The organism is Modestobacter sp. VKM Ac-2979 (genome assembly GCF_026967995.1).
Lineage (GTDB): Bacteria > Actinomycetota > Actinomycetes > Mycobacteriales > Geodermatophilaceae > Modestobacter.
This window is the reverse complement of record NZ_JAPVBO010000007.1, coordinates 133,918-158,219: the sequence shown is the minus strand read 5'-3', so window position 1 is coordinate 158,219 and position 24,302 is coordinate 133,918. Positions and strand designations below refer to the sequence as shown.

Sequence of the window (24,302 nt, the reverse complement as noted above, 5' to 3'; positions counted from 1 at the left end):
GTCCCCGGCGAGTCCTCGGCCCCGTGGCCGTGGCCGGCTCCATCCCGCCGTCCCGCTCCCGGTGCGCCGAGCACGATCCCGCTGCCCCGGCCCGGCCGGTGCCGTCCGGGCGCCGGTCAGTCGGCGGCGGTGTCCTGACCGGCGTCCTGCTGCTTTCGGAACCGCAGCGACTCCACCAGCACGTAGCTGAACACCACGGTCCACGCGACGCTCAGGAAGGCCTCGCCCCAGTCGCCGTCCACCAGCCGCAGCACGATCGCGACGAGGTTGTAGGCCACCGCCACGCCGGCCAGCAGCTGCACCCCCCGGTGGCCGAACCAGGGCGGGCGGAAGGGGGCGGCCATGCCACGAGGCTAGCCCGGCCCGGACCCACGAGGCCGCGATCGCCCGGCACCGCGCGCCACACGCTGCGGCGGGGCGTCCGGTCGGCGAGGCTGGAGGGGTGAGCACCTCCAAGAGCGGCAGCGGTTACGTCGAAAAGGGCCAGGACTACCAGCGGGACCAGAACTACATCACCGACCGGATCACCGCCGACGGCGACAGCCGGTGGCCGGTGGAGGCCGGCCGGTACCGGCTGGTCATCGCCCGGGCCTGCCCGTGGGCCAACCGCGCGGCGATCGTCCGGCGGCTGCTCGGCCTGGAGCAGGCCATCTCCATGGGCATCTGCGGGCCCACGCACGACGAACGCAGCTGGACCTTCGACCTCGACCCCGACGGCCGCGACCCGGTGCTGGGGTACGAGCGGCTGCAGCAGGCGTTCTTCGCCCGCGACCCGGAGTACCCGCGTGGCATCACGGTGCCGGCGATGGTCGACGTCCCGACCGGGGCCGTGGTCACCAACGACTTCAAGCAGATGACGCTGGACTTCTCCAGTGAGTGGACCGCGTTCCACCGCGACGGCGCCCCCGACCTCTACCCGGAGCACCTGCGGGCGGAGATGGACGAGGTGATCGAGCGGATCTTCACCGAGGTGAACAACGGCGTCTACCGCTGCGGCTTCGCCGGCTCCCAGCGCGCCTACGACAAGGCCTACGAGCGGCTGTGGACGGCGATGGACTGGCTGGAGGAGCGGTTGTCCACCCGTCGGTTCCTGATGGGCGAGACGATCACCGAGGCCGACGTGCGGCTGTTCACCACGCTGGCCCGGTTCGACGCCGTCTACCACGGCCACTTCAAGGCCAACCGGAACAAGCTGGCCGAGATGTCGGCGCTGTGGGGCTACGCCCGCGACCTGTTCCAGACCCCGGGCTTCGGTGACACCACCGACTTCCCGCAGATCAAGGAGCACTACTACGTCGTGCACGCCGACATCAACCCGACCCAGATCATCCCGATGGGCCCGGACACGTCGGTCTGGCTGACCCCGCACGGGCGCGAGGAGCTGGGCGGCCGCCCGTTCGGCGACGGCACCCCGCCCGGACCGCCGATCGAGGGCGAGGTCATCCCGCCCGAGCACGGCCCCGGCGGCATCGGCCACCGCTGAGCGCGCCGCAGCCCGGGCGCCCTGGTTGGCTGACCACGGCGTCCCGGGCAGCGGAGCCCGCGGACCGAGGAGAGGTGGCGCAGTGGTGCACAGACTGATCGTCCAGTACGGCCAGCCGACCGACCCGGCGGAGTTCGACCAGCACTACCGGGACGTGCACGTCGGTCTGGCGCAGGCCATCCCCGGGCTCCTCCGGTTCACCGTCGGGCATCCGCGGTCGATGGACCCCATCGCGCCCGGGCCGTACCTGATCGCCGAGCTGGACTTCGAGTCCGCCGACGCGATGGGGGCCGGCATGGGCTCCGAGGCCGGCCGCGCCGCCGGCGCCGACGTGGCCACCTTCGCCACCGGCGGGGCGTCCATGTCCAGCTTCGACCTGGACGACGTCAGCCCGGCCGGCTGACCTCCGCCCCGTGCTGACCGGCCGGCCGGACCTCGCGCTGCCCACTGCCGGACCGGAGCCGCTGCCGTGGGGCACCGCGCTGGCCGCCGTCCTCGGGTACGCCCGGGGACGGCGGCCGCTGCGGTACCGCTCCCCCAACGAGCGGGACGGCCGGTGGGTCCAGGTGCCGGCCTTCGGCTACGAGCGCTTCGACGCCCGGCCGGTGCCCGCCGGGCCACTGGGCGACGAGGACGTGCTGGTGGCCGAGGGGCTGCACGGCCGGCTGGACCCCGACGCGTGGTCCGCGGTCCGCGCTGCCCTCGACGCGGCCGGACCCGTGGCCGCCGCCCTCGCCGCGCGTGCGTCCGGACGGGCCTTCTGGGAGCTGCCGGACGACGAGCTGTCGGTGCTCGGTGAACCGGGCACCGTCGGCGCCGGCCTGCGCGGTCTCGGTGAGCTGCCTGAACCGCAGCGGCGGCACGTGGCGGCTGCGCTGCACCACCGCCGTCCCGACCTGGTGCCGTTGCTGCACCGCGCCACCTGGCTGCAGACGGTGCCGCACCTGCGCGAGGGCGACAGCGGGACGGCGGCGGTCGTGCACCGCGAGCTCCGCGCCAACGATGCCGCCTTCACGGCGCTGGAGCAGGCGGCGGCCGAGCTGCTCGGCGCCCCGCTGACCCGGCTGCGGCTGCACGACCTGCTGGTCTGGCTCAGTGGCACGCTGCGGCTGGGCACGGCGGTGGCGCTGGGCGAGGCGGCCGAGGAGTGGCACCGGTCGCTCAGCGCGACCCGCTGAGCGACCGACGGCTCGGACCAGCCGGGCGAGACCCCCGTCCCCCGGGGAGCAGAGGGTGCGCCGTCGTTCAGCGGCCCGTGACGCAACGCCGGGTCCCGTGACCGGGGACCGCTCACCGGCTGACCGCGGCTCAGGGACACGAGCACAGTTCGCTGCACGGCGGCGTCGCCGGGGGCGGCGCCGGAGGCGAGGAGGCAGCCCATGTACGCACGGACCACCACCCTTCGTGGCAACCCGCGTGCTCTCGACGACGCGATCGACTTCGTCCGGGACGAGTGGCTCCCGACGACGACCGGCCTCCCGGGCTGCACCGGGCTGTCGATGCTCGTCGGCCGCCGCACCGGCCGCTGCATCGTCACCAGCGGCTGGGCGGACGAGCAGGCGATGCTCGGCAGCGCCGAGGGCATGCGCCGCGACCGCGCTCGCCTCGGCCAGGTGCTCGGAGCCGTGCCGGTGGTGGCGCAGTGGGAGGTCGCCGTCTTGCACCGGGCGCAGCCCACCGGCGCCGACGCCGTCTGCCGGCTCATCTGGAGCTCCCGCCCGGCCCCGGCCGCGCTCGACGACGACGTCGCCACGTTCCGGATGGCCCTGCTGCCCCGGATCGAGGAGCTCACCGGCTTCTGCAGCGCCAGCCTGATGATCGACCGGGTCTCCGGCGGCACCGTGCTGGCCGTCGCCTACGCCGACCGGGAGGCGATGCTCGTCGCCGGTCAGCGCGCCGATGCGCTGCGCACGGAGTACGGCCGGGCGATGGGCGGGCGGATCACCGAGGTCGCCGAGTTCGACCTGGTCGTCGCCCACCTCCGCATCCCCGAGACCGTGTAGTCGACGGCGGGACGAGCGCGGGTCAGGTGGTCGGGCGGGCGAGGAAGACCGCGCCCGACACCGACGGGACGGCGACCTCGGTGAAGCCGAGCCGGGCGTAGAAGCCGAGGGCGCGGGCGTTGGCCGGGTCCACGCCCAGGTGCACACCGGGTGCCCCGGCCGCGGCGACCGCGGCGCAGAACACCTCGATCAGCGCCCGTCCCCAGCCGGCGCCCTGCGCCTCGGGCAGCAGGTCGACGTGCAGGTGCGCCGGGTACGCCGCGAGCTCGGGCACGAGCATCCGCTCCGGCCGGTGCAGCAGCGACGCCATCCGCTCCTCCGGTGTGCGCGGCGGCTCGGGCGGCGCCGGGTACCGGTCGGCCAGCCGCGGCAGCCACCGCGCCCGCCAGTCCCGCACGAAGCCGGCCGTGTCGGCGGTGCCCAGCACGTAGCCGACCGCCCGCCCGCCGTCGTCCAGCACGAACGCCCGGTCCGGCTCGAGGTCGACGTACGGGCCGGCGAACAGGTCGGGCATCAGGTCGTCGGTCGACCACCGGCCCCGGGCGTCACCGCCGGCGTCGGCGGTGCGCACGCAGACGTCGTAGACCGCCGCCCGGTCGGAGCGGCGGTACGACCGGATGCGCGGCTTCACACCACCCGGGTGAGTGCCGGCCAGAGCGCGTCGGGGCCGTCGGCGAGCAGCCCGGCGCCGAGCACCCGGGCCCACGCCGTCTCGGTGCCGGCCTCGTCCCGCCACGACCAGCAGCGCCGGGTGAGGTGGTGCAGCCGGTGCTCCTGGGTGAAGCCGATCGCGCCGTGCACCTGGTGGGCCAGCCGGGCGACCACCTCGACCGCGGCCCCGGCCCGCACCTTCGCCGCCGCGGCCGCCAGCACCAGGGACTCCCCGCGCTCGACCGCCTGCACGGCGGCGTCGACCAGTGCCGCCACCGCGGTCACCTCACCGGCCATCTCGGCCAGCTCCATCTGGATCGCCTGGAACTTGCCCAGCGGCCGGCCGAACTGGTGCCGCTCGCCGGCGTGGTGCACCGTCCAGGCCAGCACCTGCTGCAGCGCCGCGGACAGCTGCACCGCCCGGGCCAGCGCGTACCGGGCCCGCAGCTGCTCGGCCTGCGCGTCGGTCAGCAGCGCCCCGGCCGCGGTCACCCCCTGCAGCACGAACGAGCCGCGGGGTTCGCCGGCCAGGTTGGCCGCGTGCGTGGTCTCCCGCCCGGCGACGTCGACCAGTGCGAGCACCGGCCCCACCGCGCTGGTCGCCAGCACGGCGAGGTGCTGCGCGACGCCGGCCCACGCCACGTCGGTCGCGGTGCCGGTGAGCGTCCAGCTGCCCGGGCCGTCACCGTCGTCCCGGGGCTCGGCGGTGACCGCGCCGTCCACCGCGATGGAGAGCGGCTCCTCGGGTGCGGGGAGGTCGAGGCCGGCGGCCAGGACGGCGGGGGCGGCCACCAGCAGCTGCTCGGCCACCGGCACCGCCGCGGCCCCGGCGGCCAGCGCCCCCACGATCGCCACCGCGTCGGCCAGCTCGCCGCCGGAGCCGCCGGCCTCCTCGGGGAGCCCCACCCCGGTCAGCCCGGCCGCGGCGAGCGCGGACCACAGCCCGGCGTCCCACGACCGCTCGGCGGTGAGCGCGAACGGCTCGTGCTTCGTCAGGATGTCCCGGACGGTCTCGACGACCAGATCGACGTCGCTCATCGGAGCCCCAGTCCCCTCGCCACGATCCCGCGCAGGATCTCGTTGGTGCCGCCGCGCAGCGTGTAGCCCGGCGCGTGCAGCTGTGCCTCGGCCAGGGCCCGGCCCAGCGCGTCGGGTGAGTCCAGCGACGCCGGGACGTCGACCACCCGGCGGACCTCGTCGATCACGTCGGCCTCGAACGTCGTCCCGACGTCCTTGACCAGGGCGGCCGGGATGTCGGGCAGCTCGCCGCGGTCCAGCGCCCCGGCGATGCGGAGCGAGAGCTGACGCAGGGAGAGCAGCCGGGCCGACAGCCGGCCCAGGGCGGCCAGCTGGGCCGGGTCCTGGCCCTCGGCCGCGCGCCGGGCGAACTCGGCGATCAGCGGGTAGGTGGACAGGAACCGTTCCGGCCCGGAGCGCTCGAACGCCAGCTCCGCGGTCACCTGGTGCCAGCCCGCACCCTCCTCGCCCAGCAGCATGTCGCCGGGGATGACCACGTCCTCGAACACGACCTCGTTGAAGTGGTGGCCGCCGTCCAGGATCCGGATCGGGTTGACGGTGATCCCGGGCAGCGACAGGTCGACCAGCAGCTGCGAGAGCCCCGCGTGCCGGTTGGCCGGGTCGGCCGGCGACGTGCGCACCAGGGTGATCGCGTAGTGCGAGGTGTGCGCGTTCGACGTCCAGACCTTGGCGCCGTTGACCACCCAGTCGCCGTCGCCGTTGCGGGTTGCCCGGGTGCGGATCGAGGCGAGGTCCGAGCCGCTGTCCGGCTCGCTCATCCCGATCACGAAGTAGCACTCCCCCGCCGCGATGCGCGGCAGGATCTCGGTGCGCTGCGCCTCGGTGCCGTAGCGCAGCAGGTTGGGCCCGGACTGCCGGTCGGCGATCCAGTGCGCCGCGACCGGGGCGCCGGCGGCCAGCAGCTCCTCGGTGACCGCGTAGCGCTCCATCGCCGTCCGTTCGTGCCCGCCGTACTGCTTCGGCCAGGTCATGCCCAGCCAGCCGCGCTCGCCGAGCTTGCGGGAGAACGCCGGGTCGACGCCGGACAGCCAGGTGTCCACGTGCGTGGTGAAGCTCCCGGCGGCCAGCTCGGCGGCGAGGAACTCGCGCACCTCGGCCCGTACCTCCTCGGCGGCGGCCGATCGCGGCGCGGGCGCCAGCGTCAACGAGTTGCTGCCCATGCAGTGCTCCCCACGTCGGTGTGGTGCCCGGTCTCGCTGGGTCCGGTGTCGGTTCTACCGGCTGCGGTGTGTCCCGGCCCGCTGGGGGGCAGGCTGACCGGGTGACCGATCCCTTCTCCCTGTCCCGGTTCGTCGACGCGCAGGACTCCGGCGGCACCTACGACCAGGCCCTCGCCGAGCTGCGCGCCGGGCGCAAGACCAGCCACTGGATGTGGTTCGTGCTCCCGCAGCTCACCGGCCTCGGCAGCAGCGCGATGGCCCAGCGGTACGCGATCAGCGGGCTGGACGAGGCCCGCGCGTACCTCGCCCACCCGGTGCTCGGCCCCCGGCTGCGCGAGTGCGCCCGGGCGCTCACCGAGCTGGACACCGACGACCCGGTCGCCGTCCTGGGGTCGATCGACGCGCAGAAGCTGCGCTCGTCGATGACGTTGTTCGCCCGGGCCGCACCCGACGAGCCGCTCTTCGGCCAGGTCCTCGCCCAGTACTTCGCCGGCGCCGAGGACCCGGCGACGACGTCGCGGCTGTAGATCCTGTCCGCCGCTGGCCCTACGGTGCCGCCATGAGCGACGACCCTCCCTGGGAACCACCTTTCGCCGGCACGGAGGCCGAGCACTTGCTCGGGGCGCTGGACCGGCTGCGCACCACCTTCCGCTGGAAGGCCGCCGACCTGGACGCCGCCGGGCTGCAGACCCGGATCGGCGCCTCTGCCCTCACCCTCGGCGGCCTGCTCAAGCACCTGGCGCTGGTGGAGGACGACTGCTCCACCGGCCGGCTGAGCGGCGCGCCGATCGGTGAGCCGTGGGAGTCGGAGTGGGGCGGCGGCGACTGGGCCTTCACCTCCGCCGCGGACGACTCCCCCGAGCGGCTCTACGCGCTGTGGGACGACGCCGTCGCGCGGTCCCGCGCCCGGTGGGACGCCGCCGTCGCGGGCGGGATGGACCAGCGGGTCGAGCTGACCGGCCCGGACGGCGAGCACGCCGGTCTCCGCCGGCTGCTGTGCGACCTCATCGAGGAGTACGGCCGGCACACCGGGCACGCCGACCTGCTCCGCGAGGCCGTCGACGGCCTGGTCGGCGAGGACCCGCCACCCGGCTGGCACCCGCGGCTGGGCCGACTGCCGTTCGGTTGAGCGACTCCCTGGGGGGCACCGGGCAGCTGCCCGCCGTGCTCCGGCAGCAGGGTTGACAGGTCATGGCTATCGCCATTAGCTTTGAGCTAACAGCATTAGCTGACTGGAGGACGACATGACCGAGCACCTGACCGTCGACGGCGGCACGATCGCGTACGAGGTGACCGGCGCCGGCCCGCTCGTCGTACTGGCCCACGGCATGGGCGACAGCCGTGCGGCCTACCGGTTCCTCGCCCCGGCCCTGGTCGCGGCCGGGTACCGCGTCGCCGCGATGGACCTGCGCGGCTCCGGCGAGTCCAGCGTGGGCTGGCCGTCCTACACCCGGACGGACATCGCCGGTGACTTGATCGCCCTGGTGGAGCACCTTGGCGGCCCGGCGGTGCTGGTCGGTCACTCCATCTCCGGTGGCGCCGTCACGATCGCCGCGGCGACGGCCCCCTCGTCGGTCACCGCGGTGGTCGAGCTGGCGCCGTTCACCCGCAAGCAGTCGATCGCGCTCGGCGACCTGCGGAGCGCCCGCTTTCGGCGCGGCATGTCCCACCTGCTCGGCACCGCCCTGCTCGGCAGCACCGGGCAGTGGCGGAGGTACCTGGCGGTTGCCTACCCCGGGCCGAAGCCGGCCGACTGGGACGCCCGGCTCGACCAGATCGAGGCGATGCTGCGTGAGCCGGGCCGGATGAAGGCGCTGCAGGGCATGGGCAAGACGACTCCCGCGGACGCCGGTGCGCGGCTGGCCGACGTCCGCTGCCCGGTGCTGGTCGTGCAGGGCACGCTGGACCCCGACTGGGCGTCCCCGCAGGCCGAGGGCGAGGCGATCGTGGCCGCACTGCCGGCCGGGCTGGGGCGGCTGGCGATGGTCGACGGCGCCGGGCACTACCCGCACGTCCAGTTCCCCGACCAGGTCAGTGCTCTGGTGCTGTCGTTCCTGGACTCCGTCCGTGCCTAGGGCCGGTCTCGACCGGGCCGCGGTCGTCGCGGCCGGCGCCGCGCTCGCCGACGAGGTCGGCTTCACGGGCCTGACCATGGGCGGGCTGGCCGAGCGCCTGGGCGTCCGGACGCCGTCGCTGTACAAGCACGTCAACAGCCAGGAGGACCTGAACCGCCAGATCGCCGCACTGGCCCTGGCCGAGGCGGCCGAGGCGGTGGGCGCCGCCACGCAGGGCCGCTCGGGGCGGGACGCGCTCGCCGCCGCCGCCCACGCCTTCCGCGACTTCGGGCTCACCCACCCGGGTCGGTACGCCGCGACCATCGGCGTCGAGCCGACCGGTCCGGACGACCCGATCGCGGTCGCGGGACTCGGGTTGCTCGACTCGTTCACCGCGGTGCTCCGGTCCTACGCCGTCGAAGGAGCGGAGTTGGACCACGCGCTGCGCGCGTTGCGCAGCTTCTTGCACGGTTTCGCGACCCTGCAGTCCGCGAACGGCTTCCAGTGGTCCGCCGACATCGACGAGAGCTTCGAGTGGCTCATCGACCTCCTCGACCGCGGTCTGCGGAGCGTCTCCTCCCGGCAGTAGCCTCCTGCCGGTCCCGCGCCCGCCGATCGGACGAACGGGGTGCGACTCGGTGCTGACCTCCGTCCTCATCCGTCGTGCACCAGCCAGACCAGCTCTCCTGCGTCATCGGCCGTGGTGTGATCCCGGGCGAAGCCGAGCTTCGCCAGCACTCGGAAGGACGGCTCGTTCCACGACCGCACGGTCGCCCAGATCCGGGTCCGGCCGGTCGCGAACGCCGCAGTCAGCACCGCGTGGGCGGCCTCGGTCGCGTATCCCCGACCGTGCGCGGAGCGCAGCAGCTCGTAGGCAAGCTCGGGCTCGGCCAGCGAACCGCGGCCGACGACGAGGCCGCAGTAGCCCAGCGCTGCGTCGTCCGACCGACGACGCACCGCCAGCACGCCGATGCCCGACGTCGCGATCGTCTCGGTCATCGCCGCGATCCGCTCCACCGCGTCCGACCGGGTGAAGACGCCCGTCCCGCGGGCGTTCAGCAATTCGGTGAACCACCCGGCGTCCGCAGGCTCCTCCGGGGTCAGCACCAGCCGCTCTGTCTCGATTCGCAGCACCATCGGCTCCCACGCCACGGTGGCTCTAGACGATCCGGAGGCGGAGACGGCGGAAGCCGCGGCCCTTGTTCTCCACCTTCACCACCTCGACCCGGCCCACCATCGCCGTGGACGCCACATGGGTGCCGCCGTCGGCCTGGGTGTCCAGCCCGACGATGTCCACGATCCGCACCACCTCCAGCTCCGGCGGCACCAGGTTGGTGGCGGTCCGGATGATGTCCGGGATCGCGAACGCCTCGTCCCGGGGCAGCTCGCGGACCTCGATCCGGCGGTCGGCGGCCAGCTCGGCGTTGACCGACGCGGCGACCCGCTCCTTGAAGTCGGCCGGCACCTCGGCGAGGTCGAAGTCCATCCGGGCGGTCAGCGGCTCCATGGTGCCGCCGGTGACCAGCGCACCGAAGTCCCGGAACACGACGCCGGTGAGCACGTGCAGCCCGGAGTGGGTGCGCATCAGCGCGGTCCGGCGCTCGTCGTCCAGCGCGCCGCGGACCGCCGTCCCCACCGGCGGCAGCGGGTCACCCTCCTCGGGCACCAGGTACAGCTCGTCGCCGCGGCGGGTGCCGGCGATCCGGGTGCGCACCCCGCCCCACAGCAGCACGCCCTGGTCCGGGGGCTGCCCGCCGCCGCCGGGGTAGAAGGCGGAGCGGTCCAGCACGATCCCCTGGTCGGCGTCAGCGGCGACCACGGTGGCGTCCCACTCCCGCACGGTGGCGTCGGCGAGGTCGAGGCGGTGGGTGTGCCCGTGGTGTGCAGTGGCCATGCCGCGATCCTGCCCCGGCCGCTGACGCCACGGACCAGTCCACCGGGAGTCCATTCCGCCCGGGAAGGAGCCGGGTGCCCGTACGGTTGCCAGTCGCCACGGAGCACCGCCGTACGCACACCCCCCGAGGAGCAGCGCCCGTTGTCCAGCTCGCCCCCTGACGCCGCCCCGGATCCCGCCCTGGCCGCCGAGCAGACCGCCGTCACCGACCTCTACCGCCGGCTCGATGCCGCGCGCGAGCTCGCCGTGACCCGCTTCCGGCAGGCGCTGGCGAGCCCGGTGATCAACCCGCAGTCCCTCGGTGAGCGGGAGGCCGCGGCGCGCTTCCACTCGCAGCGGATCACCGCCCTCGACGCAGCCGACCACGGGCTGGTGATCGGCCGGCTGGACCGCGAGGAGCAGCCGCAGCCGCTCTACATCGGCCGGGTCGGGCTGCCCGCCGACGACCCCGCGGGCGACCCGGCCCTGGTCGACTGGCGCGCGCCGGCGTCCCGGCCGTTCTACACCGCGACGCCGTTCCGACCCGAGGGCGTGGTGCGCCGCCGGCACATCCGCACCCGCAGCCGACGGGTCACTGCGGTCAACGACGAGGTGCTCACCGTGCGCCCCGAGGAGACCGACGGTCCGCCGCTGACCGGCGAGGCGGCGCTGATGGCCGCGCTCACCGCCGAGCGCACCGGCCGGATGGCCGACATCGTGGCCACCATCCAGGCCGAGCAGGACGCGATCATCCGCAGCGACGCCCGTGGGGTGCTGGTCGTGCAGGGCGGCCCGGGCACCGGGAAGACGGCGGTCGCCCTGCACCGGGCGGCCTACCTGCTCTACACCCACCGCGACCGGCTGGCCCGCAGCGGCCTGCTCGTCGTCGGGCCCACGCCCACCTTCCTGCGCTACATCGCCGACGTGCTGCCCGCGCTCGGTGAGACGGGGGTGCTGCTCGCCGGGCTCGGCCAGCTGCGCCCCGGGCTGGACGCCCGCGGCGCGGAGAGCCAGCAGGTGGCCGAGGTCAAGGGCCGGCTGGCGATGGTCGACGTGCTCAAGGCCGCCGTCCGCGACCGGGAGACGGTGCCCCGCGGCGTCCGGGAGCTGCGCATCGACGGGGTGTCGATCAAGCTGCGCTCGGTCGACCTCACCCGCTGCCGCACCGCCGGCCGGCGCGCGTCCCGGCTGCACAACCTGGGCCGGCCGGCCTTCCGCCGCGCCCTGGTCGACCTGGTGGCCCAGCGCTACGCCGACCGGATCGGCGCCGACGTGCGCGGCGGCGGCAGCCTGCTGGACTCCCGCGACCTGGACGCGCTCCGCTCGGAGATCGCCGGGGAGACCGCCGTCCGCGCGCTGGTCGACGAGATGTGGCCGGTGCTCACCGCCGAGCAGCTGCTCGGCGACCTGCTCTCCTCCCCCGAGCGCATCGCGCGGGCGACGAAGGGCTGGACCGACGAGGACCGCGCCCTCCTCTCCCGCCCGGCCGGCACGCCGTGGACGCCGGCCGACGTCCCGCTGCTGGAGGAGGCCGACGAGCTGCTCGGGTACGACGACAGCGCCGACCGCGCCCGTGAGGCACGTCGCCGCCGGCAGGCCCGGGACGAGGCGCAGGAGACCCTCGACCTGCTGTACGGCTCCCGCTCCACCGACCTCGACGACGACGAGGACGGCGAGGAGCTGACCGCCGGCGACCTGCTGGACGCCGAGATGCTCGCCGACCGCGAGGCCGAGGTGGACGTCCGGTCGGCCGCCGAGCGGGCCGCGACCGACCGCACCTGGACCTTCGGGCACGTGGTCGTCGACGAGGCGCAGGAGCTGTCGGCGATGACCTGGCGGCTGCTGGCCCGCAAGTGCCCGACCCGGTCGATGACCGTCGTCGGCGACCTGGCCCAGACCGGCAGCCTGGCCGGCGCCACCGACTGGGGCGCGGTCCTCGCGCCGCACGCCGCTGCGCAGTGGCGGCTGGCCCAGCTGACGGTGAACTACCGGACCCCGGCCGAGGTCATGGCCGTCGCCGCCGACGTGCTGGCCGCCGGTGGTGCCGGCACCACCGCGCCCCGGTCCGTGCGGAGCACCGGGGTGCCGCCGTCCGCCGAGCAGGTGACCGAGGCGTCGCTGCTCCCCCGGGTCGCCGACGTGACCGCCGAGCTGGCCGCCGCCGGGGGCACCGTCGCGGTGATCGTGCCGCCGAGCCGGGTCGACGACGTCGTCGACTGCCTGCGCACGGGCTGGCCGGCGGTCTCCAGCGGCCCGGCCGCGGACTCCTCCGCCGGGCCGGTCGTGCTGGTGCCCGCAGACGCCAAGGGCCTGGAGTTCGACTCGGTGCTGCTGGTCGACCCGGCCGCGGTGCTGGCCGAGGGCGCGCGCGGGCACAGCGACCTGTACGTGGCGCTCACCCGGCCCACCCAGCGGCTGGCCGTGCTGCACCCCGGCGAGCTCCCCCACGAACTGGACCGCCTCACCGAGCCCCAGCCGGTCGAGGACTGAGCCGGGTCAGCTGACCCGGAGGACCTCGGCCACCGGGCGTCGGCCGCTGGTCACCTGCGCGCCGGACGGCCGGCCCAGCCGCAGCATCATCTGCGGGTGGCCGACCAGGTCCAGCCGGGCGGTCAGCCGGTTCCGGGCCCAGTCCTGGTCCAGCGCCTGGGTCAGCGGTGAGGCGGTCAGCCCGGCGTCGGTGATCGACAGCAGCAGCCGGCCCAGCGCCATGCCGGCCCACACCCAGGCCCGCCGGTCGTCGGCAGCGGTGCCCAGCAGGACGACGGAGGGGTGCTCGACCGGCGGCGGCGGGTCGTCGTCGGCCGGCGTCACGGGGGTGGGGTGCGGTCCGCCGCCGGCGAAGTCACGGACGGCGAAGTTCGTGGCGCGGCTCTCCGTGGGCAGGGCCGCGACCGGCACCCCGTCGGGTGCGTCCGGGTCGGTCCGCAGCCAGGCCTGCAGCTCGGCCAGGTACGCCGGGTCGTGCTGTTCCAGCTGCTCCCCCTGGTCGAGCAGGACGGCGACCGCTGTCTCCTCCTCCATCCGGCTGATCGGCTTGAGCCAGACGCCGTCCCGGCCCGTCTCGGCCTGCAGCCGGTCGACCAGGCCGGCCGGCAGCGGCTCGGGCAGGAACGGCGCACGGTCGGTGTGCCGGGCGCCGATCGCCGCGGCCGCCCGCACGTCGGTGGCGTCGGGCTCGCCCCGCCCGGTCACGCGCACGGTCGCCAGGTGCTCCGGGTCGGCCGGGTCGGGCAGCACGTCGACCTCGGCGGTCACGCCGGCCCCCCGCAGGGCCACCACCGCGAAGTGCACGGCGACCCCGCAGCTGAGCACCTGCTGACGGCCCGTGGGGTCGATCGCGGGCAGGCCCCGGGCGGTGTCGTGCCGCACCTCCAGCCGGTCACCGGAAGCGGTGAACGCCCAGGGCTGGGTGTTGTGGATCGACGGTGCCCGCACCGCCTGCTCCACCACCTGGGTCCACTGCGCCTGGTCCAGCATGTCCGCCTCCTGTCACCTTCGGGTTACCGCCCCAGCCTGCCCGGGATCGTCGCCGAGCGCAGGAGGCGAACGTCCCGGGTCAGGCGTCGCGGGTGAGCGCCAGCAGCGCGATGTCGTCGGCGCGGTGCGCTCCGGCCAGCTCGGCCAGCAGCCGGTCGCAGAGCGCGTCGGCGCCCACGGTGGCCCAGCGCTCGGCCGCCGCCCGCAGCCGGGCCAGGCCGGTGTCGAGGTCACTGGTGCGGCTCTCCACCAGGCCGTCGGTGAACAGCAGCAGCGTCGCCCCCGGCGGCACCACGCCGCTCCACTCGACGGCCGGCGCCGGTGGTGCCCCGAGCATCCGGCTGGGCGTCACCGGCAGGTACTCGGCGCGGCCGTCGACGATCAGCAGCGGCGGCGGGTGCCCGGCCGAGGCGACGTGGAGCAACCCGGTGGGCAGGTCCAGGGTGGCGAAGAGGGCCGTGGCCATCCGCTGCAGCCCGAGCAGCGGCCAGCTGGCCTGCAGCCGGTCGATGACCGCGGACGGCGCGGGCGCCTCCACCAGCAGGGCCCGGTAGACGCTGCGCAGCTGTCCCATCGTCGCCGCCGCGGTGATGTCGTGGCCCACCACGTCGCCGACGGCGATCGCCACGTGGTCGCCGGGCAACGTGGCGACGTCGTAGAAGTCCCCGCCGATCTCGACCCCGGAGGTGGCGGCCAGGTAGCGCACGGCGACGGTCATCCCCGGCACCGCGGGCGGGTGCGGCGGCAACAGGGTGGCCTGCAGGGTGTGCGAGGTCCGCGACTCCAGCTCGTACCGCTGGGCCTTGGCGAGCACCAGCGACACCTGGTGCGCCAGCTGCTCGACCACCTCGACGTCGGCGGCGCTGAACACGCCACGGCGCCGGTCGGCGCTCAGGGTCAGCACGCCCAGCGACCGCCCCTCCGCCACCAGCGGCACGCTGACGATGCTGGCCAGCTCCAGTGCCCGCACCCCCGCCAGCTCCCGGGGATCGCGGACCACCGAGACCAGCCACGCGTCGTCGGGCGCGGAGAACCACTGGGTGCGTCCCTCGGCCAGCGCCCGCCGGGCGGGGAAGGGCAGCTCCCGGGCCGGTGGCGCCCACTCGAGCAGGTCGTCGACCAGGTGCTGGCGGGCCGGGTCCCCGTGCCGGGCGAGCACCCGCCGGGCCCCGTGCTGGGTGACCAGGTCGAGCAGGCAGACGTCGGCCAGCCGCGGCACGGCCAGCTCCGACAGCCGGTCGACCGTCTCCCCCACCCCGGTCGCCGCGGCCATCTGCCGTGCGGCGTACAGCAGGAAGGCCGAGCGCGCGGCCTGGCGGGTGGTCTCCTCGTGCAGCCGGGCCCGCTCCAGCGCCTGGCCGGCCTGGCGGCCCAGCGTCCACAGCAGGTCGACGTCCCCGTCGGAGAGCACGCCGTCCCGGGGCTCGTCGAGGTCGATCAGGTCGTCGGCGCCCGAGCTGCCCTGGCCGAGCAGCAGGACGCCGAGCCGGCGGGTGTCGGCGGACACCGGGACGACGACGAGCGCGTGCAGCCCGGCGCTCTCCAGCGTGGCGGCCAGCTCGGGCCGCCGGCCGTGCAGCCGCTCGTCGGGCACGACGACCCGCAACCCCTCGGCCAGCTCCAGCGCGATCCGGCCGTCGGCCGCGGTGGCCAGCTGGTCCAGCAGCGCGGCCGGCAGACCGTCGCTGCGGGCCACGACCAGCTCCGACCGCCGCACGACACCGTCGGCGTCGCCGTCGGGGGCGACCGGACGGGGGACGACCAGCAGCAGCGCGGCTCCGCGGCTGCGCAGGGCCGAGCGCGCCTGCTGGACGACGACACCGGCCACGTCGGCCACCGTCGTTGCGCCGGCCAGCTGCACGACGACCTGCTGCAACGTCCGCGACCGGGCCTCGGAGAGCTCCGCGGCCCGGTGTGCGGTCAGGATCTCCCGCTCGTAACGCCGCCGGGCGGTGGCCTCGAACAGCGTCGCGCGGACCAGCAACGGCCGGCCCTCGGGGTCGCGCAGCTCGACCGCGTTCACCAGGCAGGGCAGCACCGAGCCGTCGTCCCGGACGACGTCCAGGGCGACCTCGCGGACCGCCCCCTGCATCCGCAGCAGCGGGGCCAGGTGGGTGTCGTGGAAGACCTGGCCGCCGACGCTGAGCAGGTCGCGCAGCCGGGTGCGCAGCACCCGTTCGGCGGGGCGGCCCAGCCAGTTGCACAGCGTCTGGTTGACCTTGACGATCGTCCCGTCCGGCAGCGTGGACAGGTAGCCGCAGGGTGCGTTCTCGTACAGGTCGGCCGGGTCGTCCTCGAGCAGCTGGTCCAGCTGAGCCCGGTCGCCGTCCCCGCGACGACGGTCGGAGCCGGCCGTGCGGGACGCCGTCACGACCAGGCCCGGATGGCGGCGGTGGTCTCCTCCGGTGCGCTCAGGTGCGGGCAGTGCCCGGTCGCGGACAGCTGGGTGAAGGTCGAGCCGGGGACGTGCTCGTGCACGTACCGACCGGCCGTCTCGGGCGCGATCACGTCCTCCGAGCACTGCAGCACCAGGGTGGGCACGCCGACGCCGGGCAGGTCGGCCCGGTTGTCGGAGAGGAAGGAGACCCGGGCGAACTGCCGCGCCACGTCGGGGTCGGTGCGGCAGAAGCTGTTGGTCAGCTCGGCCGCCAGCTCGGGCCGGTCCGGGTTGCCCATGATCACCGGCGCGATCGCGGCCGACCAGCCCAGGTGGTTGGCGTCCAGGTTGTCCAGCAGGTCCTTGATCTGGGCCCGGGAGAACCCGCCGACGTACTCGCCGTCGTCGACGTACCGGGCGCTCGGCCCGACCATCACCATCGCCCCGAACAGCTCTGGGGCCTGCGCGTACGCCAGCACACCGATCATGGCGCTGACCGAGTGCCCGACGAACACCGCGTCGGTCAGCTCCAGGTCGCGCATGACCTCGACGACGTCCGCGGCGTACCCGCGCAGGCTGTTGTACTTCGCCGGGTCGTAGGCCGAGAGGTCGGAGTGGCCGAACCCCACGTGGTCGAAGGTGACCACCTGGTGGTCCACCTCGAAGTCGGGGGTGATGAACCGCCACATGTTCTGGTCGCAGCCGTAGCCGTGCGCGAACACCATCGGCCGGCCCCCGGGTCGACCGCTCACACGGACGTCGTGCCGCGTGCGGACGCTCATGTCGACGAACCTACGCGACCGGGCCGTTCCGGTACCAGCCTCCGCACCCGGTCAGCCGGGCCGGACGGCGGTGAGCACGACCCCACTCGCCGGCCGTGCGGGGATACGGCGCAGTGAGATCTCCAGGTCCTGCGGCGGCAGGGTGTACGCCAGCCGGGCCAGCCGGACGGCGAGCGCCGACAGCAGCGCGACCGTGATGTCCTCACCCGGGCAGCGGTGCCCGGTGCGAGGGTCACCGGCCCCCTGCGGGACCAGCTCCCACGGGCCGATCCGCCGGACGGCGGCACCGGCTCCCTCGCCGTCCAGGAACCGCTCGGGCCGGAACGCGTAGGGATCGGGGAAGAGCTCGGGGTCGTGGTTCTGGCCGAACAGGTCCAGCAGCACCATGGCCCCGGCAGGCACCGTCTGCCCCTCCCACTCGACCTCCCGCGGCGAGCGGCCACCGATGAACGGCGCGAACGGGTAGAACCGGCGCACCTCGTGGGTCACGGCCGTGGCGTACGCCGGCTGGCCGGTCCGCAGCCGCTCCCGGATGGCCGGCCAGTGGTGCAGGGCGTGCGCGGTGAAGCCGACGAACCAGCAGACGGCGACGGTCGGCCGGATGACGTTGAGCACCTCCACCGCGGCCACCCGCGGCTCCAGCAGCTCCCCCTCGGAGTCTCGGTGGCCGGCGACGACGTCGAGCACCGAGCCCGCGGGCACCCTCCGCCGGCCGCTGCGCACCTCCTCGACGATCCCGGCCAGCCACGCCTCACGCCGCTGCCGCGCCCGGCGGGCACGCCAGTGCCGAGGGGCGCCGGTGGCGAAGCCGTCGACCATCGTGGTGAGGTCGCGGGCCAGCGCCGGCAGCTCCTCGTCGCTCACCGGCACCGCTGCCCAGTCACAGACCCCGCGGGTGAGCACCTCGGCGGCTGCGTCCATCAGCACGACCTGCGGCTGCTGCGCCCAGCGCTGCGCGGCCTCGTCCCAGGCGGTGGTGACCCGGTCGACCAGGTCGCCGATCCCCTCGCCCATCAGCAGGTCCACGAACATCGCCTTGCGGACCCGGTGGGGCTCGCCGTCGAGGGTGTGCACGGCCCCGTGACCGAACAGGGTGCTGACGACCGGCTCGGGCAACGCGCCGCTGCGGCGCACGTTGCGCTCGTCGTAGAGGAAGCGGGCCCCACCGGCCCCCACGACGCCGAGGGTCGGGCGCACCATCAGCCGGGTGCGCACGGTGTCCCGGCCGGCCGCGCGGCGCAGGTCGGGCAGCCAGGCGTAACCCCTGGCCAACATCTGGATCGACTGGTCCAGCCGGGGCATGCGGATCATGACCTGTGGCGTGCCCACGTCGTGGCCGAGGAAACCGGCGGTCAGGTCACGCCCGGGATCGGGGACCCTCCGAGCCGGCGCCCCGTTGCGCGCGGCCGCAGGTGCTGCTGCTCAGTGCCGGGTGGTGCCGCAGTCGGTACAGCGCTTGCGGGTGTTCGCGTTCTTGCGTCGGCAGTTCTCGCACGTCCACACCGTGCGTTCGATCGTGCGCATGTCCCGTTCCTCTCGCCCGGCCGGTGTCCCCGGCCTCCCCCTGCGGGTGGGGCAGGGGTCTCCCGCCCACCTCCGGATCGACGCTAGGTCGCTCCGGTGACGGGCAGGTGTCCGGCGCGAGACGACTGGACGGCGTGCCGCGGTGGGACGCGACGCGGTGGGACGGGACGGGTGCTCAGCCGGCCGAACCGCAGCCGCCGGCACCGCAGGCGCAGCCACCGCAGCCGGCCGCCGGCGCCGGCGCCGGCCGGCGGGCGATCCGGGCCATGCCGACCGCACCGGCCAGGTTGGCCAGGCCGAGGGCCCCGACCGTCCCCGCGGCGAGGACCCGCGCCGTGGCCAGCAGGGCGTCGACCCCACCGAGCACGGCGACCGCCACCGCGGCGGCCGCGACCAGCGCAGCACCACCGAGGGCCAGCGGACGCCGGTCGGTGGCGGCGACGGCCAGGGCCGGCAGCGCGATGACGCCGGCGGCGACGAACAGCCAGCCGGTCGCCGTCGCCGACAGCAGCGCCATCCCCATGGCGAGGGCCCCGAGCCAGACGCCGCCCGCGCCGACCAGCGCGGTCGTGCGCTCGACGGCACCGGTGCGGGCGCGGCGCAGCAACCGCACGCCCTGGACGACGCCGAACAGGCCGATCGCGCCGAGCAGCAGTCGTGAACCGACCGCGGGCCAGGTCAGGGCCATGATCCCGAGGGCGAGCAGGACGACGCCCAGCACCACCATCCGCGGCCAGGTGGACCGGGCCTGCTCCGGCGTGGGCGGGGTGATCGGGGAGCTCCCGGCCTGCCGGCCGGCGGTCACGGCGTTCGTCACTCCGCCAGTCTCCCTCACCGACCGGGATCCGTCCCGCACGGACCGGCGCCTCCCCGGTCCCGCACGCACTCCCCCGGCGGTCGACCTCGTGTTGTGCCACGCTGATCGCCGCTTGCGACAGGCGATCGCCGAGCACACGGCGACACAGGAGGAACGGTCATGGGCACCTCGGGAACCGCGGCGAGCGCCGACCGGGCAGGCAACAGCGACGCGCTGGAGAACCTGGCGCGCGTGGGGCTGATCGCCTACGGCGTCGTCCACCTGCTGCTGGCCTGGCTGTCGCTGCAGCTGGCCTGGGGTGGCGGCGGCGGCTCGGCCGACCAGTCCGGGGCGATGTCCACGCTGGCGGCCCAGCCGTTCGGGAAGCCGCTGCTGTGGGTGCTGGCCCTGGGCCTGCTCGCGCTGGCCGTCTGGCAGCTGGCCGAGGTGCTGCGTCACCGAGCCGGCCTTCAGGCCTCCGGCGATGCGCGGAAGGACGCGCTCGCCACGATCGCCAAGGCGATCGCCAAGACCCTCATCTACCTGGTCCTGGCCTACACCGCGATCCGGTTCGCCACCGGTGGCGGTCAGTCCAGCTCGGCGCAGGAGGAGCAGACGGTCGCCGGGGTCCTCGGCTGGCCCGGTGGCCGCTACCTCATCGGTGCTGCGGCACTCGCGCTGCTCGGGGTGGGTGCCTACCTGGTGCACAAGGGCGTGACCAAGCGGTTCCTCAAGGAGATCGAGACCGCAGAGGCCTCGGCGACCCAGCGCCGGCTGATCGAGCGGCTGGGCCAGGTGGGCTACCCGGCGAAGGGGGTCGCCCTGGCAGTCGTCGGTGGCCTGCTCGGGTGGGCAGCGGTCACCTTCGACTCCGACAAGGCCGGCGGGCTCGACGACGCGATGCAGACCATCCTGTCGGCGCCGTTCGGTCAGGCCCTCCTCACCCTGGTCGCCCTCGGCATCGCCGCGTTCGGCGTCTTCTGCCTGTTCCGGGCCCGGTTCCCCGAGCGCACCTGACCGGTCGGGTCCGGACCCTGACCGGCGGGGTCCCGGCCGGTCGGGCACCATCCCCGAGGTGAACGCCGTTCCGCAGCGGGTGCACGACGCCGTCGCCCGCGCCCGGGAGGTCACCGACCACCCCGTCCTGGAGCACCTGGCCCGGGTCGGGCTGGTCGCCTACGGCGTGCTGCACCTGCTCATCGGCTGGCTGGCCTTCCGGATCGCCTGGTTCGTGGAGCCCGGCACCGAGGACGCCGACCAGACCGGGGCGCTGCAGGCGGTCTCCGAGTCCCCCGGCGGCCGGGTGCTGCTGTGGGGCATCGGGTTGGGCCTGTTCGCCCTGGCGCTCTGGCAGGCCGGCGAGGTGCTGCGGTGGTGGACCGGGTTGCTCCGTCCGGACCACCGGCTGCGCACCGGCGTCGTCTGCACCAAGTGCGCGGCGAAGGCCGTCGTGTACGCGGTGCTGGGGCTCACGGCCCTCTTCTTCGCCGTCGGCGCCGGCTACCAGGCCGACGAGCGGTTCCAGGCGATGGCCGACGACGCACTGGAGATCCCCGGCGGATCGACGCTGGTGGTCGCCGTCGGGCTCGGCGTCGCCGCGGTCGGCCTGTACGTGCTCGTCCGCGGGGTGACCGGGAAGTTCATGCGGGACGTCGACCTGGACTCGGCCCCCGACCGATGGGAACCGCTGATCGAGCGGCTGGGCTCGGTCGGCTATGTGGCCAAGGGCATCGCCTTCACCGTCTCCGGCGGTCTGCTGGTGTACGCGGCGGCGACCCGGGACGTGTCGACGGCGACCGGCCTGGACGGCGCGATGAACGCGATCGGCGGCGTACCGACCGGGCGGTGGCTGCTCACCGCGGTCGCCGTCGGCTTCATGGCGTTCGGGGTGTACGCGCTGGTCCGGGCCCGCTACCCCGACCGCGACCCCGCCACCTGACCCACCCTGACCACCAAAATGGCCATTTTGGTGGTCAGCGGAGCTGGACCAGGCCGGCGCCGGTCGGGGTGAAGCCGCACTCGTCCAGGTAGAAGCCGCGCAGGTGGTCGTCGAAGTCGACGTGCAGCCACTCGCAGCCCGCCGCCTGCGCCCCGGCCACCGCGGTCTCGACCAGTGCCCGGCCGATCCCGGTCCGGCGCCGGTCGGCCCGCACCATCGTGTCCAGCAGGAAGGCGTGCACCCCGCCGTCCCAGGCGACGTTGACGAAGCCGACCAGTTCGCCGCTCTGCACGGCGGTGACCCAGCCGAGGCTGTGCCGCTCCAGCTGGGCGCCCCAGGCGTCGGCGAGCACCGGGTGCCCGAAGCCCTCGGCGTGCAGCGTGTTGACGTCGGCGTCGGCGAACGGACCGCGCCACGTGTACTCGGTCATCGCGCCGTGCCCTGCGTCGGTCAGTCGATGATGGTGAAGACGTCCCACAGGCCGGTGATCTGCAACGGCCGGGCGACGGCGCGCGTGGTGCCGCACCGCATCCGCAGGTCGCGGCCACCGGCCTGAGCCGACCGGTGTGCGGTCGCCAGGGCGGAGAGCCCGGCGGAGTCGAGGAAGGTGACCCCGCGCAGGTCCACCTCCACGGTCGTGGTCCCCGGGCGGGCGAGGACCTCGAGGAGGCAGCCGCGGAGCCCCGGGGCGGTGGCGGAGTCGACCTCACCGCTGACGGAGACGGTGCAGCCGGCCGACGAGGTGGCGGCGTGCACGTCGATGCGGGTGGGGTCGACGTCGACGTTGAGTGCGGTCATGCGGACCTCCGGCTTAGCTCGCGTGGCCGGCGGCGTCGGCGGCCGGCCTCGTGCGCCGAGCAACGTGCACTCGGTCGCGGCTGGTGGTTGAACCGCACCGCGAACGCTAGGGAGGAGGTCGGTTGGGCACAAGGGGCCCTCGGCGTGGCGCGCCGCGCCACGCCGAGGGAGCGGTCCCACGGGCCGGGCGTGTCAGCCCCAGATCTCCTGCGCCGTCTCCACCACCAGGGCCAGCTTGGCGACCTGCTCGTCGCGGGTCAGCGCGTTCCCCTCCACGGTCGAGGAGAAGCCGCACTGCGGCGAGAGCGCCAGCTGCTCCAGCGGCACGTGTTGCGCGGCCTCGTCGATCCGGCGCTTGAGGTCGTCCTTGCGCTCCAGCTCGGGCCGCTTGCTGGTGACCAGCCCCAGGACGACGCGCTTGCCCGGCGGCACGAACCGCAGCGGCTCGAAGCCACCGGAGCGTGCGTCGTCGTACTCCAGGAAGAAGCCGTCGACCTCCAGCCCGCCGAACAGCGCCTCGGCGACGAAGTCGTAGCCGCCCTCGGCGACCCAGGAGGACCGGAAGTTGCCGCGGCACATGTGCGTGGTCACGGTGAGGCCGTCCGGCCGACCGGCGAGGGCTGCGTTGATCTGCCGGATGTACCGCTCGTGCTGGTGTTCGGCGTCGCGTCCCTGGTCGGCGAGCTCCGCACGCTGCGCCGGGTCGTTGAGGTAGGCGAGGCTGGTGTCGTCCAGCTGGAGGTAGGTGCACCCCTGGGCCGCGACCGCCTGCACCTGCTGGCGGTAGGCGGCCGAGAGGGCGTCCCAGAAGCCGTCCTCGTCGGGGTAGACGGCCGGGTCGATCGCCGCGGCACCGCCCCGGTAGTGGACCATCGACGGCGACGGGATGGTCAGCTTCGCCGTCTGCCCCGGCTGGACCTGCGACTGCAGGAAGGCCAGGTCGGGGCCGAAGATCGGTTCGTCGATCGACAGCGGCCCGTCCACCCGCAGGCCGGCCGGGGTGAAGTCGATCGTGCCGTCGGCGTTCTTGAAGTGGACCTCGATGTTCTCGCGGACCTTGCTGATGCCGTTGATCGCGTAGATGAAGTCCATGTGCCAGGACGCCCGGCGGAACTCGCCGTCGGTGGCGGTCGACAGGCCGACGTCGGCCTGCATACGGACCACGTCGGCGATCGCCTCGTCCTCGATCCCGCGCAGCTCGGCGGCGTCGATCGACCCGGCGGCGAACCGCTCCCGGGCGTCGAGCAGCGCCGGGGGACGCAGCAGGCTGCCGACGTGGTCGGCACGGAACGGTGGGCCGGATCGGTCGGACATGTCCCCAGCATGCTCGGTCCACCGGGCCTCGGCCTCTCCGAACGGCACCGGATCGGCGAGGCCGCGCCGGGCGCACAGCCAGCAGGCGGATACTGGCCGCATGTCGAAGCGGACCGTCGTCGTCGGTACCGTCTGGGTGGCCCTCACGGTGCTGGCCTTCGGCACCGACGCGATCCTGGGTGCCGTCGTGCTGATCTTCGGTGGCGCGGCGGTCGTCGTCGTCCAGCTGTCCAGCACCTGGTCGCAGCACCCGGACTTCGAGGCGCGCGAGGTCGCCCGCGCCCGGCGGCGCAAGGTCAAGTGGGAGAAGAACGCCCCCCGCCGGGAGAAGGACGCCGCCCGCTACGCCGCCCACCAGGCGCGGCAGGCCGCCAAGGCGCGCGCCGCCGAGGACCGCACGACCTCCTGACCCGAAAAGCGGTGGACGGCGCTGGAGACCGTCCCTAGCGTCCTCGACATGGGCGACACCTCGCTGCGGCTGCGGCTGCACACCTCCTGAGCTGATCCGCGGGCGCTGTCACGCAGCCCCGCCGTCCGCCGGTCCCGCGACCGGCTGCGACCGCTCCTCCCTCGTTCCCGGCGTGCCCGCACCGATGTCGCGGGCTGCCCGCTGCCCTCCCGGAGGTCCTCCGTGTCACGACCCACCCCTGCTCTCGACGGCCCGGCCGGCGCGGCCCGCGGCCAGCTCACCGACGACGCCCACGACGGCTTCGACCGGCTGACGCACGCGGTGCTCGCCGCACCCGGCGCCAGTCGGCAGCCTGCGCTCGGCGCCGTGCTGCGCGGCCTGCTGCCCGGCACCGCCGGGGTCCGCTGGCTGCACGCCGAGGGCCTGTCGCCGACTGCACGAGCCGCGGACCTCACGGCCGCGCACTGGCTCTCCCTGCACGAGGCGTGGCTGGCCCACCAGCGGGCGCCACGCGCCGGGGGCCGGGCGACCGGGCACGGCCCGCGCCCGGACAGCCGGCACGGCCACGCCCCCGGTGCCCAGGCCATCCCGCGCTACTACTGAGGGAAGACCCTCCTGCCG

27 protein-coding genes are annotated in these 24,302 nt (G+C 74.9%); 13 read left to right on the top strand and 14 right to left on the bottom strand.

Annotated features, from left to right (window positions below; translation table 11 throughout):
- Positions 1-116: 116 nt before the first annotated feature.
- A complete protein-coding gene (locus O2W15_RS20320) occupies positions 117-344 on the bottom strand; it encodes a hypothetical protein (protein WP_269163650.1) in 228 nt (75 codons plus the stop codon).
- Positions 345-442: 98 nt separating this feature from the next.
- Between O2W15_RS20320 and O2W15_RS20315 the strand changes: the two genes are divergently transcribed.
- From O2W15_RS20315 to O2W15_RS20300, 4 genes are all read left to right on the top strand, one after another.
- The gene (locus tag O2W15_RS20315; protein ID WP_269163649.1) at positions 443-1,483 is read left to right on the top strand and encodes a glutathione S-transferase family protein; all 1,041 of its coding nucleotides are present in this window, start codon (positions 443-445) and stop codon (positions 1,481-1,483) included.
- An 82-nt stretch (positions 1,484-1,565) separates the two neighbouring features.
- The gene (locus O2W15_RS20310; protein ID WP_156119131.1) at positions 1,566-1,886 is read left to right on the top strand and encodes an EthD family reductase; all 321 of its coding nucleotides are present in this window, start codon (positions 1,566-1,568) and stop codon (positions 1,884-1,886) included.
- Positions 1,887-1,896: 10 nt separating this feature from the next.
- The gene (locus O2W15_RS20305) at positions 1,897-2,661 is read left to right on the top strand and encodes a DUF6308 family protein (protein WP_269180718.1); all 765 of its coding nucleotides are present in this window, start codon (positions 1,897-1,899) and stop codon (positions 2,659-2,661) included.
- Positions 2,662-2,862: 201 nt separating this feature from the next.
- Positions 2,863-3,486 (top strand): hypothetical protein, encoded by a 624-nt coding sequence (locus tag O2W15_RS20300; protein WP_269180717.1) that lies wholly within the window; start codon positions 2,863-2,865, stop codon positions 3,484-3,486.
- 22 nt (positions 3,487-3,508) lie between these two features.
- Here the strand turns inward: O2W15_RS20300 and O2W15_RS20295 are convergent, their stop codons facing one another.
- The 3 genes from O2W15_RS20295 to O2W15_RS20285 are packed head-to-tail and all read right to left on the bottom strand — an operon-like array spanning position 3,509 to position 6,335.
- Entirely contained in the window at positions 3,509-4,117 is a 609-nt protein-coding gene (locus tag O2W15_RS20295) for a GNAT family N-acetyltransferase (RefSeq protein WP_269180716.1), read from the bottom strand.
- Positions 4,114-5,175 (bottom strand): acyl-CoA dehydrogenase family protein, encoded by a 1,062-nt coding sequence (locus tag O2W15_RS20290; protein ID WP_269180715.1) that lies wholly within the window; start codon positions 5,173-5,175, stop codon positions 4,114-4,116. The genes O2W15_RS20295 and O2W15_RS20290 overlap by 4 nt, the downstream gene beginning before the upstream one ends.
- Complete coding sequence (locus O2W15_RS20285) at positions 5,172-6,335, bottom strand: acyl-CoA dehydrogenase family protein (protein WP_269180714.1); 1,164 nt, start codon at positions 6,333-6,335, stop codon at positions 5,172-5,174. Before O2W15_RS20285 ends, O2W15_RS20290 begins: the two co-directional genes overlap by 4 nt.
- A 101-nt stretch (positions 6,336-6,436) precedes the next feature.
- On the opposite strand from O2W15_RS20285, the gene O2W15_RS20280 reads away from it, so the two are divergent.
- The 4 genes from O2W15_RS20280 to O2W15_RS20265 all read left to right on the top strand — a co-directional run bounded on the left by O2W15_RS20280 (position 6,437) and on the right by O2W15_RS20265 (position 8,978).
- Positions 6,437-6,862 (top strand): DUF1810 domain-containing protein, encoded by a 426-nt coding sequence (locus O2W15_RS20280; RefSeq protein WP_269180713.1) that lies wholly within the window; start codon positions 6,437-6,439, stop codon positions 6,860-6,862.
- A 32-nt stretch (positions 6,863-6,894) separates the two neighbouring features.
- Positions 6,895-7,464 (top strand): mycothiol transferase, encoded by a 570-nt coding sequence (locus O2W15_RS20275; protein WP_269180712.1) that lies wholly within the window; start codon positions 6,895-6,897, stop codon positions 7,462-7,464.
- A gap of 115 nt (positions 7,465-7,579) precedes the next feature.
- Complete coding sequence (locus tag O2W15_RS20270; RefSeq protein WP_269180711.1) at positions 7,580-8,410, top strand: alpha/beta fold hydrolase; 831 nt, start codon at positions 7,580-7,582, stop codon at positions 8,408-8,410.
- Entirely contained in the window at positions 8,403-8,978 is a 576-nt protein-coding gene (locus O2W15_RS20265) for a TetR/AcrR family transcriptional regulator (protein WP_269180710.1), read from the top strand. The genes O2W15_RS20270 and O2W15_RS20265 overlap by 8 nt, the downstream gene beginning before the upstream one ends.
- Before the next feature lie 65 nt (positions 8,979-9,043).
- Here O2W15_RS20265 and O2W15_RS20260 read toward each other — a convergent pair whose 3' ends face one another.
- Both O2W15_RS20260 and O2W15_RS20255 read right to left on the bottom strand, forming a co-directional pair.
- Positions 9,044-9,526, bottom strand: a complete 483-nt coding sequence (locus tag O2W15_RS20260; RefSeq protein WP_269180709.1) for a GNAT family N-acetyltransferase — start codon at positions 9,524-9,526, stop codon at positions 9,044-9,046.
- A gap of 22 nt (positions 9,527-9,548) precedes the next feature.
- Entirely contained in the window at positions 9,549-10,283 is a 735-nt protein-coding gene (locus O2W15_RS20255; protein ID WP_269180708.1) for an alanyl-tRNA editing protein, read from the bottom strand.
- Positions 10,284-10,424: 141 nt separating this feature from the next.
- Here O2W15_RS20255 and O2W15_RS20250 point away from each other — a divergent pair, with 141 nt between their 5' ends.
- Complete coding sequence (locus O2W15_RS20250) at positions 10,425-12,752, top strand: HelD family protein (RefSeq protein WP_269180707.1); 2,328 nt, start codon at positions 10,425-10,427, stop codon at positions 12,750-12,752.
- 6 nt (positions 12,753-12,758) lie between these two features.
- Here the strand turns inward: O2W15_RS20250 and O2W15_RS20245 are convergent, their stop codons facing one another.
- The 5 genes from O2W15_RS20245 to O2W15_RS20225 all read right to left on the bottom strand — a co-directional run bounded on the left by O2W15_RS20245 (position 12,759) and on the right by O2W15_RS20225 (position 19,242).
- Positions 12,759-13,742, bottom strand: a complete 984-nt coding sequence (locus tag O2W15_RS20245) for an Acg family FMN-binding oxidoreductase (protein ID WP_269180706.1) — start codon at positions 13,740-13,742, stop codon at positions 12,759-12,761.
- Positions 13,743-13,821: 79 nt separating this feature from the next.
- A complete protein-coding gene (locus tag O2W15_RS20240) occupies positions 13,822-16,113 on the bottom strand; it encodes a SpoIIE family protein phosphatase (RefSeq protein ID WP_269180705.1) in 2,292 nt (763 codons plus the stop codon).
- Entirely contained in the window at positions 16,110-16,901 is a 792-nt protein-coding gene (locus O2W15_RS20235; RefSeq protein WP_269163635.1) for an alpha/beta fold hydrolase, read from the bottom strand. The genes O2W15_RS20240 and O2W15_RS20235 overlap by 4 nt, the downstream gene beginning before the upstream one ends.
- Positions 16,902-16,952: 51 nt before the next feature.
- A complete protein-coding gene (locus tag O2W15_RS20230) occupies positions 16,953-18,212 on the bottom strand; it encodes a cytochrome P450 (RefSeq protein ID WP_269180704.1) in 1,260 nt (419 codons plus the stop codon).
- A gap of 388 nt (positions 18,213-18,600) precedes the next feature.
- A complete protein-coding gene (locus O2W15_RS20225; RefSeq protein WP_269180703.1) occupies positions 18,601-19,242 on the bottom strand; it encodes a hypothetical protein in 642 nt (213 codons plus the stop codon).
- 159 nt (positions 19,243-19,401) lie between these two features.
- Between O2W15_RS20225 and O2W15_RS20220 the strand changes: the two genes are divergently transcribed.
- Both O2W15_RS20220 and O2W15_RS20215 read left to right on the top strand, forming a co-directional pair.
- Positions 19,402-20,238 (top strand): DUF1206 domain-containing protein, encoded by an 837-nt coding sequence (locus O2W15_RS20220; RefSeq protein ID WP_269180702.1) that lies wholly within the window; start codon positions 19,402-19,404, stop codon positions 20,236-20,238.
- 58 nt (positions 20,239-20,296) lie between these two features.
- Complete coding sequence (locus O2W15_RS20215; RefSeq protein ID WP_269163631.1) at positions 20,297-21,160, top strand: DUF1206 domain-containing protein; 864 nt, start codon at positions 20,297-20,299, stop codon at positions 21,158-21,160.
- A 34-nt stretch (positions 21,161-21,194) separates the two neighbouring features.
- On the opposite strand, the gene O2W15_RS20210 is transcribed toward O2W15_RS20215, so the two are convergent.
- The 3 genes from O2W15_RS20210 to O2W15_RS20200 all read right to left on the bottom strand — a co-directional run bounded on the left by O2W15_RS20210 (position 21,195) and on the right by O2W15_RS20200 (position 23,272).
- Positions 21,195-21,590 (bottom strand): GNAT family N-acetyltransferase, encoded by a 396-nt coding sequence (locus O2W15_RS20210; protein WP_269180701.1) that lies wholly within the window; start codon positions 21,588-21,590, stop codon positions 21,195-21,197.
- A gap of 20 nt (positions 21,591-21,610) precedes the next feature.
- A complete protein-coding gene (locus O2W15_RS20205; RefSeq protein WP_269163629.1) occupies positions 21,611-21,958 on the bottom strand; it encodes an STAS domain-containing protein in 348 nt (115 codons plus the stop codon).
- A 192-nt stretch (positions 21,959-22,150) separates the two neighbouring features.
- Positions 22,151-23,272: a 5-methyltetrahydropteroyltriglutamate--homocysteine S-methyltransferase gene (locus O2W15_RS20200; protein ID WP_269180700.1), complete on the bottom strand. Its 1,122-nt coding sequence runs from the start codon at positions 23,270-23,272 to the stop codon at positions 22,151-22,153.
- A gap of 100 nt (positions 23,273-23,372) precedes the next feature.
- Here O2W15_RS20200 and O2W15_RS20195 point away from each other — a divergent pair, with 100 nt between their 5' ends.
- Positions 23,373-23,681, top strand: a complete 309-nt coding sequence (locus tag O2W15_RS20195) for a hypothetical protein (RefSeq protein WP_269163627.1) — start codon at positions 23,373-23,375, stop codon at positions 23,679-23,681.
- Positions 23,682-23,903: 222 nt separating this feature from the next.
- The gene (locus O2W15_RS20190) at positions 23,904-24,284 is read left to right on the top strand and encodes a hypothetical protein (protein WP_269163626.1); all 381 of its coding nucleotides are present in this window, start codon (positions 23,904-23,906) and stop codon (positions 24,282-24,284) included.
- The last annotated feature ends 18 nt before the right edge of the window (positions 24,285-24,302 follow it).